Raw genomic sequence first — 13471 nt, 5'->3', positions numbered from 1 at the left:
GAAAGCGCGACGGATGCCGGCTTGCCGCCCGGCCATCCCTTCGCGCTTTCCCGTGCCGCCATCGCAGCCGGCGCCGCCGGCCGCGATCAGAACCACGTCGTCAGAACCAATACACGAACAGGTACAGGCCCAGCCACACCACGTCGACAAAGTGCCAGTACCAGGCCGCGCCTTCGAACCCGAAGTGGTGGTCCGCCGTGAAATGGCCGCGGATCAGGCGGATCAGGATGACCGTGAGCATCGTGGCGCCCAGGATCACGTGGAACCCGTGAAAGCCGGTCAGCATGTAGAACAGCGACCCGTACGCGCCCGAGTTGAACTTGAGGTTCAGGTCTTGATAGGCGTGGATGTACTCGAACGCCTGACAGGCCACGAATACAAAGCCCAGGATGACGGTGGCCGCCAGCCAGAACTTCGTCTTGCCGCGGTGGTTTTCACGCAGCGCATGGTGGGCGATGGTCAGCGTGACGCCGGAGCTCAGCAGCAGGGCCGTGTTGATCGTGGGCAGCCAGAAGGGACCCACGGTCTGGAAGGGTTCCACGACGCCAGCCGGGCCGAAGTTCGGCCACGCGGCCTGGAAGTCCGGCCACAGCATCAGGCGGTGATCGATGTCGCCCAGCCACGGCGTCGTGATCGTGCGCGTGTACCAGAGCGCGCCAAAGAACGCCGCGAAGAACATGACCTCGGAGAAGATGAACCAGCTCATGCTCCAGCGGTACGAGCCGTCGATGCGCTTGCTGTTCAGGCCGGTTTCGGATTCGTGGATGGCGTCGCCGAACCAGTAATACATGACGATGACCACGCCGATGAATCCCACCAGCACGGACCACTTGCCCCAGTCCACGCCGTTGACCCAGGCCGCGGCTCCCAGGCCCATGAAGAGCAGTGCCACAGCCATGCGCACGGGATGGCCCGAGTCGGCGGGGACAAAGTAGTACGGTGCCTCTTTACCTTGAACCGAGTGGCTTGCACTCATGGCTTTCTCCCTGGTACAGATTTAGATTTAGGTAATTCAAGTCAGGCTGGATACGGCCCAACGAACAATTAAAACCAGCACAGTCACAAAGATTGCCGCTGCCAGCAGCCCGGCCACGATGACGTGGACCGGATTGAGCTTGGCGCTGTCCTCACGGTAGCCCGCGCCCTTGCGCACGCCGAAGAACCCCCACGCCACCGCCTTCATCGTCTGAAGGAAACTCAGCTTGCGCTGAGACGTTTCGCGAAGATCGTCGCTCATGGCCCTGGCTCCTAGCCGACGGCCTTGCCGGTCAGCAAGGCCGAACCGCGGATCACCGTCCAGGCAAACACGGCAACGACGAAAACCAGAAGAACCAGTCCTGCGATCTTGTTACGGCGGCGCTGCTCGGGTGTCATTGCTGTGCTACCTGAAACATGGATAGGGATTTACTTCACTTCGGGCGGCGTTTCGAAGGTGTGGAACGGCGCGGGCGACGGCACCGTCCATTCCAGTCCTTCGGCGCCTTCCCACGGCTTGGCCGGGGCCGGTTCGCCCTTGCCCATGTAGCAGCGCACGATCGCCCACAGGAAAATCAGCTGCGACAGGCCGAACCAGAACGCGCCGATGGTGGCGAGCTGATGGAACGTCGTGAACTGCGCGGCGTAGTCGGCGTAGCGGCGCGGCATGCCAGCCAGACCCAGGAAGTGCATCGGGAAGAAGGTCACGTTGAACGAGATCAGCGTCGACCAGAAGTGCAGCTTGCCCAGCTTTTCGCTGTACATGCGGCCCGTCCACTTCGGCACCCAGTAATACGCGCCGGCAAACAGCGCGAACAGCGAGCCGGCCACCAGCACGTAGTGGAAGTGGGCCACCACGTAATAGGTGTCGTGGACCTGGATGTCGATGGGCGCCACCGACAGGATCAGGCCCGTGAAGCCGCCCATCGTGAACACGAAGATGAAGCCGATGGAGAACAGCATCGGCGTCTCGAACGTCATCGACCCGCGCCACATCGTGGCGACCCAGTTGAACACCTTCACCCCGGTCGGGATGGAGATGAGCATGGTGGCGTACATGAAGTAGAGCTGGCCGGTCACCGGCATGCCCGTCGTGAACATGTGGTGCGCCCACACGATGAACGACAGCACGGCGATGGAGGCGGTGGCGTACACCATCGAGGCGTAACCGAAGAGCTTCTTGCGGGCGAACGCGGGCACGATGGCCGACACGATGCCGAACGCCGGCAAGATCATGATGTAGACCTCGGGGTGCCCGAAGAACCAGAACACGTGCTGGTACAGGACCGGGTCGCCACCGGCGGCGGCATTGAAGAAGCCCGTGCCGAAGTGGCGGTCGGTCAGCACCATGGTGATGGCGGCGGCCAGCACCGGCATCACGGCCAGCAGCAGGAACGCGGTGATCAGCCAGGTCCAGCAGAACAGCGGCATCTTCATCAGCGTCAGGCCGGGCGCGCGCATGTTCAGGATGGTCACGATGATGTTGATCGCGCCCATGATGGACGACGCGCCCATGATGTGGATGGCGAAGATGGCCAGGTCCATGCCGGGGCCCATTTGCAGCGACAGCGGCGCGTACAGCGTCCAGCCCGCGGCGGTGGCGCCGCCCGGCACGAAGAACGACGCCGTCAGCATGATCGCGGCGACCGGCAGCAGCCAGAAGCTGAAGTTGTTCATCCGCGCGAACGCCATGTCCGATGCGCCGATCTGCATCGGGATCATCCAGTTCGCAAAGCCCACGAAGGCCGGCATGATGGCGCCGAACACCATGATCAGGCCGTGCATCGTGGTGAACTGGTTGAACAGTTCGGGGCGGAAGAACTGCAGGCCGGGCTCGAAGAGCTCGGTGCGCAGCAGGAGGGCCAGCGTGCCGCCCTCCAGAAGCATGACGAACGAGAAGATGAGATACATCGTCCCGATGTCTTTGTGGTTCGTTGCAAAAAGCCACCGGCGCCAGCCCGTGGGCACGCCGTGGTGGTGGTCATCGTGACCGTGGCCGTGGCCCGGCGACACGTGGTCTACAGTGACGCTGCTCATGATGGACTCCTTCCTGCTGAGTGCCAGCCCCGTCCAACGGGGCGGCAGGGTATCTCTGACTAAACGGAACCGGTTCTACCGGTGAAGGAACGGCCCACGCGCAATCAGCGCGCGGGCGTGATGTCCTTCGGAAGAACCGTCGGGTCCTGCCCCTTGCCGGCGTTGCTCCAGGCATGGCGCGTATAGCTGATGACCGCTGCGATCTCGACATCGTTGAGCTGCCCGCCGAATGCCGCCATGGCGGTGCCGGGCTTGCCCTTCAGCACGGTATTGATCTGCTCCCCCTTGGGGCCCAGAACAATCTTGTCTCCGTCGAGTGGCGGGAAGGAACCGGGAATGCCCTTGCCGGTGGCCTGGTGGCAGGCCACGCAATTTGCCGCGTAAACCTTTTCGCCGCGGGCAACCAGTTCAGCTTCTGTCCACTCTTTATTGGGATCGTCGGCGTTTGCCGCCATCTTCTTCTTTTGGTCTTCAACCCACTTATCGTAGTCGGGCTGCGCCAGGACTTCCACGACGATGGGCATGAAGGCGTGGTCCTTGCCGCACAATTCCGCGCACTGGCCGCGATAGATGCCAGGCTTTTCGGCGTTGAACCAGGTGTCGCGCAGGAAGCCGGGGATGGCGTCCTGCTTCACGCCGAAGTCCGGAACCATCCACGAGTGGATGACGTCGGCCGCCGTGAGGACGATGCGGACCTTCTTGTTGGCGGGGACGACCAGGTGGTTGTCCACTTCCATCAGATAGAACTCGCCCTTGGGCTCGCGGTTCTCGATCTGGGCGCGCGGCGTGGAAAGCGTGGAGAGGAACTTGATGCCGGCGGCCGAGCCGTCCAGATATTCGTAGCCCCACTTCCATTGATAGCCGGTGACCTTGACGGTCAGATCCGCGCTGGAAGTGTCTTTCATGGCGACGACCGTCTTGGTTGCCGGCAGCGCCATGGCGATGACGATGATGAAGGGGATGACAGTCCAGGCGACTTCGACGCCCAGGTGTTCGTGGAAGGTCGCCGCTTTGTGGCCGCGGGACTTCCGGTGCGCCCATATGGAGTAGAACATCACTCCGAAGACGCCGATGAAAATCACAATACAGATCGTGAGCAGCAACCAATGCAGCCACATGATGTCGCGCGAAATCGCGGTGACGCCTTCATGCAGGTTCAGCTGATTGACCTTCGGACCGCCGGGCATGTTTTGCACCTGGGCACCGGCCACGCCGCCAATCAGCATCGCACAAGCCCCCAGTATCCCTCTCCACTTCTTCATGCTTACCTCGAAATACGGCGCGAAGGCCCATTTGCTGGTGGCGGAAGTCACCGGAATACGGGCAACACGCAATTATTAGATGGCAGGGCGATGCAGGGAGATAGAGCGGCCCTGTCGTTCCCTCTCGAAATCACAAAGAAACTGGCGGATTATAGCGGACGCGCAAACAGATGTAATTTAGTGCTCTTGAATTCATGCGGCCCGCCCCCATGTGCGCCCGCCCCTTGACGGCGGGCCGTAAACCGGGTGGCTTAAAATCGCCCGCAACCTCATCTCCTTGGCGCCACGATGCAAAAGCAGTTGCCCGATTTGTATGCCGCCCTGTGCGCCCGCGCGCAGGAGCCCGCCCCTGAAGGCGCGCGCGCTTTATATATAGCGGGGCGCCGCTGCGGCTGGGCCACGCACGCGGCCTGCGACGCGCTGCGCGACGCGCCGCAAACGCGTGCGGACGATGCGGCGCTGCGCATCGGCGAGGGTCTCGCGCCCGGCCATGCGCTGGACGCCGTGCTGGAACAGGCTGCGGAACTGTTGCGCCAAGCCAACTGCCTGCGCGGCTGGCGCGACGAATTGCTGGACGTGCTGGACGGCGACGAGGCGCTGGGCGTCATCGAACGCGCCGCCGTGCGGCCGCTGGGCCTGCTGACCAAGGCCGTGCATCTGAATGCATGGACGCCCGACGGCAAGCTGTGGGTCGCCCGGCGAGCGCTCAGCAAGTCGACGGATCCCGGTATGTGGGACACGTTGGTCGGCGGACTGGCCGGCCGCGGCGAGGATCTGGAACTGGCGCTGGTGCGCGAGTGCGGCGAAGAAGCCGGCCTGGACGAACCCGACCTCGCACGCCGCACGCCGCTGCGCACGATCCTGCGCATCCACCGCCGGCTGCCCGAGGGCTATCAGGTTGAAGACGTGCTGACCAGCACGTGCATCCTGGCGCCCGACGCGCGGCCCGCCAACCGTGATGGCGAGGTCATGGAAATCGCCACCGTCGACGTCGCGACGGCCTTGCACCATATCGCCGAAGGCGAGTTCACGCTGGAAGCCGCCCTGGTGCTGGTCGAGGACATCATGCGGCGCCAGGCTGCGGGCGACATCACGATCTGATTTGCTTAAACGGGCCGCGTTGACGGGGCGGGCCCGGTCATCCTCACACGACACTGCCGGCACGCGCGCGATGGCGCGTCCGGCAGAGTGCGGCTAGCGGGACGCCGGTTCTGGCGTTCCCAGCGCGGGACCGCTCGGGGCATTGGCGTCCGGGGCATCGGCGCCCGGCGCATGAGTGCTCCGCACGTCATCACCGTCCGCCGGCTCGCCGCGCAGTTCACGCGCCGCCCGCAGATCCTCGCCTTCCGGGGGACCGCCTGCGCCAGCCGCTTCCGCGGCTTCGGCCGCCTGCGCGGGCGTGGGGCCTGCGACCGGCGCGGGCGTGGCCGCCGCCGCCGCGGAAGCCTGCGAAAACTGCTTCCAGACTTCAATCGCCCGCAGACGCTGCTTGGCCACGACCTGGATGCGATCGCGCAGGTTTTCGTCGCGGGCCAGCAGCGCATGGAAGTCGCGCGAAGACAGCATCAAAAGCTTGCTGTATCCCAGCGATGTCACGTCCGGCGTCAGTTGCTCTTCGCCCAACAGACCCAATTCGCCAAAGAATTCGCCGCTGCCCAGCTCGATCATGGTGTTGTCGGGCAGATGGACCGCCACCGCGCCCGACGCCACAAAGCACATCTCCTCGCCGTGCCGCCCCTTGGTCAAAACCCGCTGGTCGGGCAGGGCCAGGCGCGGCTTGAGCAGCTTGCTGATGGCGCGCAACGAATCGGGCGACAGGCCTTCGAAGAGCGGCACGCGCTTGATGAGTTCGGCCGCGCTCATTTCGATATCCAGCGGCGGATGCTTGTCGATGTGCGCCCAGCGGCTTTTCAGTTGCTCGGTCAGGTCGGCATAGACTTCGCCGCTGATCAGGAACTGCTCAAGCATGTCGCGGTAGCGGATGCGTTCAAGCTCGCGCGCCACACGCCCCAGATAGCTTTCCTGCAGCCATTGGGCGTACGACGGATATTGCAGGTTCAGCGCCTGCATCGCGTTTTCGATCAGGTCCAGGCGGCGCTGATGCAGCGACACGATGCGCTGCGTGGCCTCTTCACCGAGCAGCGGCGTGATCTGCTCGCGGGCAAAGCCGATCAGGCGCTGCGCGACCGACCGCTTGCTCATCAGGTTGGCAAAGCGCTGGCCAAGCTCGCGCGCCAGCCAGCCCTGGAATCCGAAGACGTAATGCAGCCGCAGCGCCAGCCGGAAGCCGGTCGAATAGCGGACGTCGGCGGCGATGGCGCGCTCGAAGCCCTCGACGCCGCCCAGCCGGATCGCGTCTTCCAGACGCTCGGCCCGCGCCAGCAGCGTTTCGGCCATGCGCCAATCCACGATCTGCGCCTTCAGGATGTCGAAGAACATTTCCTCTTCGCGTTGGGCGACGATGGCCAGGCCCACGGCCACGCGCTGCTCGTCTGTCATCTGGCTGACCCGACCGTCGTGCACGCTGGCCAGGCTGGCGTCGAACACGGCGCGGATGCGGTCGCGCACTTCATTGCCGATGTGCTCGGCCTTGGCGACTTCCTCGGTCTTGCCCTGCAAATCTTCCAGGGCCACGGCCAGCACCTGGTTGCGGATGGTGCGCTCCACGGGCGACAACTGGTTCAGCCCCAGCATCCGGATCAGCGGCCGCAGGCTGATGCCATTGACGAACAGCGTCATCAGCACGAACCCCGTCGTGGCCACGGCAATGAACTGGCGCGCCTCTTCGGGCACGCCGGTCTGTTCGGTCACCGCCAGCGCCAGCGCCAGCGACACGGCGCCCCGCAGTCCGCCCCATAGCATCACCACCTTGTACGGGTTGCTCACCTTGGTGCCCAACCGCGTCAGGCCCAGGAGCGGCAGCAGCCCGAACACCACGATCGCGCGCGCCACCAGCGTCACCACGAACACCACGCCCACCAGCACCAGTTCCTGCCAATCGGCCGCGGCCATCAGCTTGGGAATCAGCATGGCCGCAAACAGGAAGATGAGGGAATTGGCCCAGAAGCCAAACTGCTCCCAGGCGCTGGACAGATGCTCGAAGGTGGTGGGCGACATGCGCGTGCGGCCGGTGGAACCGACCACCAGGCCTGCAATCACGGTGGCGACCACGCCCGAGACATTCAGGTAATGCTCGGAGATGAAGAAGGACAGATAGGCCAGCGTCAGGGTCAGCGTGATCTCGGCCGTGGGAAAGCCGCGCAGCCAGGCAAACAGGAAGCAGGCCAACCGCCCCATCGCAAAGCCGGCCACGCCGCCGCCAATGAAGTGCACGATGAAGTCGTTGAAGATGCCGCTGACGGACAGTTCGCCCTTGCCGCTCAGCACCGCCAGCAGCACGGAATACAGCGCGATGGACGCCGCGTCGTTGAACAGGCTTTCGCCTTCGACCAGCGTGGTCAGGCGCTTGGGCGCGCCCACTTCACGAAAGATGCCGACCACCGCCACCGGGTCGGTCGTGGCCACGATGGCGCCGAGCAGCAGGCACACCACCAGCCCATAGGGCGAGATGGCGTCCAGCGTCACGCCCACCACGACCGTGCAGACGACCACGGCCACGATGGCCATCATCAGGATCGGACCAATGTCGTCCATGAGCCGCCGCACGTTCATCGACAGCGCCGTCTCAAAGAGCAGCACCGGCAGGAACACCATCAGGAAGGTCTCTGACGAGATCTCAAAGCGTTCGAGCGAATCGAGAAAATCGCCGATCCAGGCGGGCGCCCAGCCGTGCACGTGAATGACGATACCGAGCAGACAGCCAACGATAGCGAGCAGCACCGAATAGGGCAGCTTGACGCGGCCGGCCAGGGGCGGCATGAAGCAGACCAGCGTAAGCAGGCCCGCAAGACCAAATACGAGAAAACCAACATCCATGGGTAGCGCCGCGTCCCGATCGTAATGCGTGTGGAAAGTTCCACAAGAATAGCGGCTTTTTTCCGGCGCTCGCGGCCGGTGCATGACGGGATCGTGGAGAATGCACGTTTCGTTACCCCAATGGACGCTTGCGAAACGTGCCGCGCCATGTTTTTTGGGTAATGTGGCATCACGCGAACTTTTGCAGGAGCGGCACGTGGCACGCATCCACACCTTGACCCGGCGCCACGACGCGCCCGCGATGCTCGTCCAGTTGACCGATAGCCATCTTTTCGGCGAGCCCGAAACGTCGATGCTGGGCGTCAATACCGACGCGAGCCTGCGCGCCGTGCTGCGCCAGATCGAGGCCGACGGCAAGCATCCCGACCTGCTGCTCGCCACGGGCGACCTGTCGCAGGACGGCGAGGCCGCGGGCTACCAGCGCTTTGCGCGCATCCTGTCCGAATCGGCCGCGCTGGATCGCGCGACCATCCGCTGCCTGCCCGGCAATCACGATCAACCGTCCGTCCTGCGCCAGGAATTGTCCGACTGGTCGATGCCGGTGACGGACGTGGGCGCATGGCGCGTGGTCTCGCTGGATACGACGGTGCCCGGCTCGAACGCCGGCCATCTGTGCAATAGCGAACTCGACATGCTGGAAGCGGCGCTGGCCCAGGCGCCCAGCCGCCACACGCTGGTGGCGATGCACCACAACCCGATGCAGATCGACAGCCACTGGCATGACTCGATGATGATCGACAACCCGCAGGCCCTCTTCAAGCTGCTGGCGCGGTTTCCGCAGGTGCGCGTGCTGCTGTGGGGCCATGTGCACCACGAGTTCGACCGCCGCCGCCACAACCTGCGCATGCTGGCCACCCCGTCCACGTGCTTTCAGTTCAGCATTCGCGACGGCAAGCACATCGTCGACAACATGGCGCCGGGCTACCGGTGGATCAAGCTTTATCAGGATGGGTCGATGGCGACCGGCGTGCGCCGCGTGCAGGACGCGCTGTGGCACACGGCGCTGCAAGCCCCGCACAGCGCGCGCGCGGCTTGATCTGCCTGCGGACGGCTTCGAGATAGGGGCCGTTTTATGTCAGCGCTGCGTTCCGAGCGCGCATAAAAAACGGGGCACCGATATGCTAGGTGCCCCGCAAGCATCCGTCTCATAGGGGAGGGGAAAGAGGAGAAGCCGAGACGGATGACAAGACTGCTAACCGAAGTTCGCGGTCTACATGAAGTTAGGCGGCGCCTTCCCCATTAAGTTTCTGCGAACGCAGAAAATTTGACCCCGAATTTGTATCAATTTATTGACCATCGCGTAGTCGTCGGCCGCCTATTGCCAGCAGCGCGCAATGACAGACGCCAAAGAAAAAGGCCGCAACGGGCGGCCTTTTTCATGCGCGGTGCAGCAATCACGAAGCGAGGTTGCCCCGCATCTTCTTGAGCGCAGCCGCTTCGATCTGACGGATGCGTTCTGCCGACACGCCGAACTCTTGCGCAAGTTCGTGCAGCGTGGCGCCGCCGTCGTCCTGGAGCCAGCGGGCTTCGACGATGCGGCGCGAGCGCGGATCCAGCGCTTCGAGCGCAGTGGTCAGGCCGGCGCTTTGCAGGTGGTCACGTGCGGCGCGCTCCAGCACGCGCGTGGGTTCCTGGCGTCCTTCGTCGGACAGGTAGGCGATCGGCGCATAGCTGTCGTCGTCGTCGTCCTGGTTTTCCAGCGACATGTCGCGGCCGGACATGCGGACTTCCATCTCGCTCACGTCTTCGTGGCGCACGTTCAGCTCGCGAGCAATGTGGTCGACCTGTTCCGGATCCAGGGTCTGGCCGTCGGGACGCATGCTGCGCAGGTTGAAGAACAGCTTGCGCTGCGCCTTGGTCGTGGCCACCTTGACCAGCCGCCAGTTGCGGATGATGTATTCGTGGATTTCAGCCTTGATCCAGTGAACCGCGAACGACACCAGGCGCACGCCACGTTCGGGGTCGAAACGTTTGACGGCCTTCATGAGGCCGACGTTGCCTTCCTGGATGAGGTCGGCGTGGGGCAGGCCGTAACCCAGATACTGACGGGCCACGGACACAACAAGACGCAGATGCGAAAGAATCAGCTCGCGAGCGGCGCCGAGGTCTTCCTGGTCGCGAAGGCGGCGGCCGAGTTCCGTTTCGCGATCCGCGGTCAACACCGGCAGGCGGTTGACCGCGGAAATATACGCGTCGATCGTACCGAGAGCGCCCGGATTGGCGATGGCCAACGCCAGAGCGTTGCCGGAGGCGGTCAACGAGGTACTGGGTTGCTTCATAGCGGGGGTCTCCGGATAGCGAGAAAACGACATGAATTCGATGTTAGCACTCAAGTAATGGGAGTGCTAATTCGACTGTTGCGACGCGTCAAAGTTTCATTTGACCGGATTGTCCCCATTTATTTCGGCGACGCTCGCGAAGCGGGCGGCGCACGTCAGGGTGAGGCTTTACCAGCCCAAGCGCTTCAGCCCTTCGGCGGTGGCTTCGCCGTCCGGACGGATGAAGAGCGCGCCCCGGGGATCCATGAAAACCTGGTAGCGGGCCCCGTCGAACAGGGGCATGTAGGCGCCGCTGCCAAATTGGACATCGACGAAGGGGAACCAGTTCGGAAAACTTTTCTTCAGCGAACCCAGGTCCGGCGCGGGCCAGTCATCCAGGGGATGCACTGAACGCGTGGCCGTGGCTTCGCGGGCGGCATCGCTGTAGCGGCCCGACAGCCGCTCCAGCCGGTACAGCGGCGGCACGCCTGCCATCAGCGCCGGCAGCTTCCAGCGCACGACCCGGGCGTCGATCTGCCACTGGTCGCCATAAAGGACATACTGCTTGTCGCCGATGCCCGGCGCGTTGGCGTTGACCTGGAACTGACCCTCGGCCTGTTGGCGGATGTCGATGCGGGCAACCGGCTGGTCGGTGGTCAGGCGGACGAACTGCACCAGCGACAGCGCGAGCAGGCCCGATACGCATCCCAGGCACACCAGCAGCAGGCCGCACACGCGGCGCACCGGCCGAAACTGGAACATGCGGCGTCCGCGCTCGTCGCGGGGGCCGCCCCGGCCCAGCAGCATGACGATGCCGGGCAACAGGACGATGACGGCGCCCAGCAGGATCCAGGCGAAGGGAGCGATTCCGTTGATCAAATCAGGCGTTCCTATTCAAGCCGCCGCGATGTGCAGCGCGGCGGGCGCAGGAAGCCGCCACCCGCCGCGGCAGGCTCATCAGTATAGAAGCGCGTCTTCAGGCGCCCGGTTTTCCAAGCCGTTCGACGTGAAACCGGATGTGATCCTCGATGAACGTCGAGATGAAGTAATAGCCGTGGTCGTAGCCGGCTTGGCGGCGCAGAGTGAGCGGCTGTCCGGCGGCGGCGCAGGCGGCCTCGAATACCTCGGGATACAACTGCTCGGCCAGGAATTGGTCGGCGTCGCCCTGATCGATGAGGATGCCGCCGGGGAAGGGTTGCTGCAATCCGCGCATCAAGGCGGACGCATCGTAGGCCGCCCAGTCCTCGGTTTGCGCGCCCAGGTAAGCGCCGAACGCCTTCTTGCCCCACGGGCATTGGCTGGGCGCCGCGATCGGGGCAAACGCCGAGACCGACCGGAACTTGCCGGGGTTGCGCAACGCCAGCACCAGCGCGCCGTGGCCGCCCATGGAGTGTCCGAAGATGCCGGTTCGCGAAGCATCCCCCGGCAGTGCGCCGCCGGTGACGATGCCGTGCAGTTCCTGGGTGACGTAGCTGTACATGCGGTAGTGGTCGCGCCACGCCGGGGTGGTGGCGTCGACATAGAAGCCGGCGCCGGTGCCCAGGTCCCAGCTTTCGTCCTCACCGGGCACGCCGGCGCCGCGCGGGCTGGTGTCGGGCGCCACCAGCATGACGCCCAGTTCCGCTGCCAGCCGCTGCGCGCCGGCTTTGATCATGAACGTCTCTTCGGTGCAGGTCAGGCCCGCCAGGTAGAACAGCACCGGCACCGGGCCTTGCTCGGCCTGCGGCGGCACATAGACCGAAAACCGCATGGGCAGGCCAATTTCGGTGGAGTCGTGGCGGTAGTAGCGCTGCGTGCCGCCGAAGCACCGATGCTGCGAGATGAGTTCGAGGGACGCGGCCATGGGCTTGCTCCGAAGAAGAATAAATCGAGGTGGAGAAAACGTCGGCGTGTTAGGGGAATCCACGGTGCGACGTTCCGTCGCCGAATGTTAACCTGCCCCTCAATGAGCGCTCGCCACAAAAAAATACGATTCCGCGCTCAGATTGTGATCACGGCACTTGACCAACGCCCACCGTGGCACTATTTATATACCGTGTGTGAAGACAACCCGTTCTTCCCAATACGCAAGCCCTGACACTATGGCCCGACTGCCCCGTCTGTATGCCCCTGGGCTGCCCCAACTGGTGCAGGCCAACTTTATTCAGCCGTTGGCGGCGCCATCGCAACCCGCGCCCGCCGACATCCTGAATCAGCTCGCCACGTGGCTGGGCGAATCGGCCCAGCGGCACCGCGTATCGGTGCACGGCTGGCTCCTCGCCAACGACCGCATCCTGCTCCTGGCCACGCCGGCCGACGAAGAAGGCCTGCCGCGGCTGATGCAGACACTGGGCCGCAACCTTGCGGCGCGGCTGCGCGGCGGCCGGGTGTTCGCGGGTCGATACCGCTCGGCCTTGCTGGAGCCCGGCGCGTGGGTGCTGCCCTCGCTGGTCTGGCTGGAAACCTATCCGGTTCGCAGCGGGGCGTCGCAGGATCCGGATTCGTGGCCGTGGTCGTCCGCGTCCAGCCATACCGGCAACACCAGCGCCGCACCGGCTCAATGGCAGTCCGATCACGCCGATTACTGGGCTTGCGGCAACACGCCGTTCGACCGGCAGGCCAATTACCGCAAGCGGCTGCAAGATGGGCTGTCACGCGAGGAAACCCAGCGCATCGACCAGGCCGTCTCAGGTCAATGGGCACTGGGCGGCCCCAGCTTCATCGCCAGCCTGGCTCATACCGCCAGCCGGCGCGTGGCGCCCGGCCAGCGTGGCCGGCCGCGCAAGAAGCCCGCCGCGGCACCCGCGGACAACGAGTCCAGCCCGCCCACGCCACCGACGTCCACGCCGCCAGTCAACAATTCCTGATCCTTCCGACCCGCCATCACGGCGGGTTTTGTTTGTCTGCGTTTGGGCAGTGCGGCGCCGCTTTGCAGCAGAAAGGCCTGCGCGGGGCAAGCCTGTGCGCTTGTGCGCCTGCGTGCAGCCACATTTGACGTGTCTCACGCCGCGCCTGACGCCGCCG

Annotated in this window: 12 protein-coding genes; 3 read left to right on the top strand and 9 right to left on the bottom strand. The window is 64.5% G+C overall.

Going from position 1 to position 13471, the window contains the following annotated elements; translation table 11 throughout:
• Nucleotides 1–100 precede the first annotated feature (100 nt).
• The 5 genes from RT697_RS03810 to coxB form a co-directional block, all read right to left on the bottom strand.
• Entirely contained in the window at nt 101–976 is an 876-nt protein-coding gene (locus RT697_RS03810) for a cytochrome c oxidase subunit 3 (protein ID WP_313697049.1), read from the bottom strand.
• A 36-nt stretch (nt 977–1012) separates the two neighbouring features.
• A complete protein-coding gene (locus RT697_RS03805) occupies nt 1013–1237 on the bottom strand; it encodes a DUF2970 domain-containing protein (protein ID WP_056565538.1) in 225 nt (74 codons plus the stop codon).
• 11 nt (nt 1238–1248) lie between these two features.
• Nucleotides 1249–1374: a cytochrome oxidase small assembly protein gene (locus RT697_RS03800; protein WP_217467855.1), complete on the bottom strand. Its 126-nt coding sequence runs from the start codon at nt 1372–1374 to the stop codon at nt 1249–1251.
• A gap of 30 nt (nt 1375–1404) precedes the next feature.
• A complete protein-coding gene (ctaD, locus tag RT697_RS03795; RefSeq protein ID WP_056565541.1) occupies nt 1405–3012 on the bottom strand; it encodes a cytochrome c oxidase subunit I in 1608 nt (535 codons plus the stop codon).
• Between the two features lie 104 nt (nt 3013–3116).
• Nucleotides 3117–4274: a cytochrome c oxidase subunit II gene (gene coxB, locus RT697_RS03790; RefSeq protein ID WP_313697105.1), complete on the bottom strand. Its 1158-nt coding sequence runs from the start codon at nt 4272–4274 to the stop codon at nt 3117–3119.
• A 288-nt stretch (nt 4275–4562) separates the two neighbouring features.
• On the opposite strand from coxB, the gene RT697_RS03785 reads away from it, so the two are divergent.
• Complete coding sequence (locus RT697_RS03785; RefSeq protein ID WP_313697048.1) at nt 4563–5375, top strand: NUDIX domain-containing protein; 813 nt, start codon at nt 4563–4565, stop codon at nt 5373–5375.
• Between the two features lie 93 nt (nt 5376–5468).
• Here the strand turns inward: RT697_RS03785 and RT697_RS03780 are convergent, their stop codons facing one another.
• Nucleotides 5469–8210, bottom strand: a complete 2742-nt coding sequence (locus RT697_RS03780) for a cation:proton antiporter (RefSeq protein ID WP_313697047.1) — start codon at nt 8208–8210, stop codon at nt 5469–5471.
• A 196-nt stretch (nt 8211–8406) separates the two neighbouring features.
• On the opposite strand from RT697_RS03780, the gene cpdA reads away from it, so the two are divergent.
• The gene (gene cpdA / locus RT697_RS03775) at nt 8407–9246 is read left to right on the top strand and encodes a 3',5'-cyclic-AMP phosphodiesterase (protein ID WP_313697046.1); all 840 of its coding nucleotides are present in this window, start codon (nt 8407–8409) and stop codon (nt 9244–9246) included.
• A 358-nt stretch (nt 9247–9604) separates the two neighbouring features.
• Here the strand turns inward: cpdA and rpoH are convergent, their stop codons facing one another.
• From rpoH to fghA, 3 genes are all read right to left on the bottom strand, one after another.
• Entirely contained in the window at nt 9605–10489 is an 885-nt protein-coding gene (gene rpoH / locus RT697_RS03770; protein ID WP_191576287.1) for an RNA polymerase sigma factor RpoH, read from the bottom strand.
• Nucleotides 10490–10657: 168 nt separating this feature from the next.
• Nucleotides 10658–11347 carry a hypothetical protein gene (locus RT697_RS03765; protein WP_312439129.1) on the bottom strand — a complete coding sequence of 230 codons (690 nt, stop codon included), beginning with the start codon at nt 11345–11347 and terminating at the stop codon, nt 10658–10660.
• A gap of 97 nt (nt 11348–11444) precedes the next feature.
• On the bottom strand, nt 11445–12311 hold the full coding sequence (gene fghA / locus RT697_RS03760; protein ID WP_313697045.1) for an S-formylglutathione hydrolase: 867 nt from the start codon (nt 12309–12311) through the stop codon (nt 11445–11447).
• 238 nt (nt 12312–12549) lie between these two features.
• Between fghA and RT697_RS03755 the strand changes: the two genes are divergently transcribed.
• Entirely contained in the window at nt 12550–13314 is a 765-nt protein-coding gene (locus tag RT697_RS03755; RefSeq protein ID WP_313697044.1) for a hypothetical protein, read from the top strand.
• Nucleotides 13315–13471: the final 157 nt, after the last annotated feature.

The sequence above is a fragment of the Achromobacter sp. genome (assembly GCF_032113835.1).
Lineage (GTDB): Bacteria > Pseudomonadota > Gammaproteobacteria > Burkholderiales > Burkholderiaceae_B > Achromobacter.
This window is presented reverse-complemented; position numbering and strand designations above follow the sequence as displayed.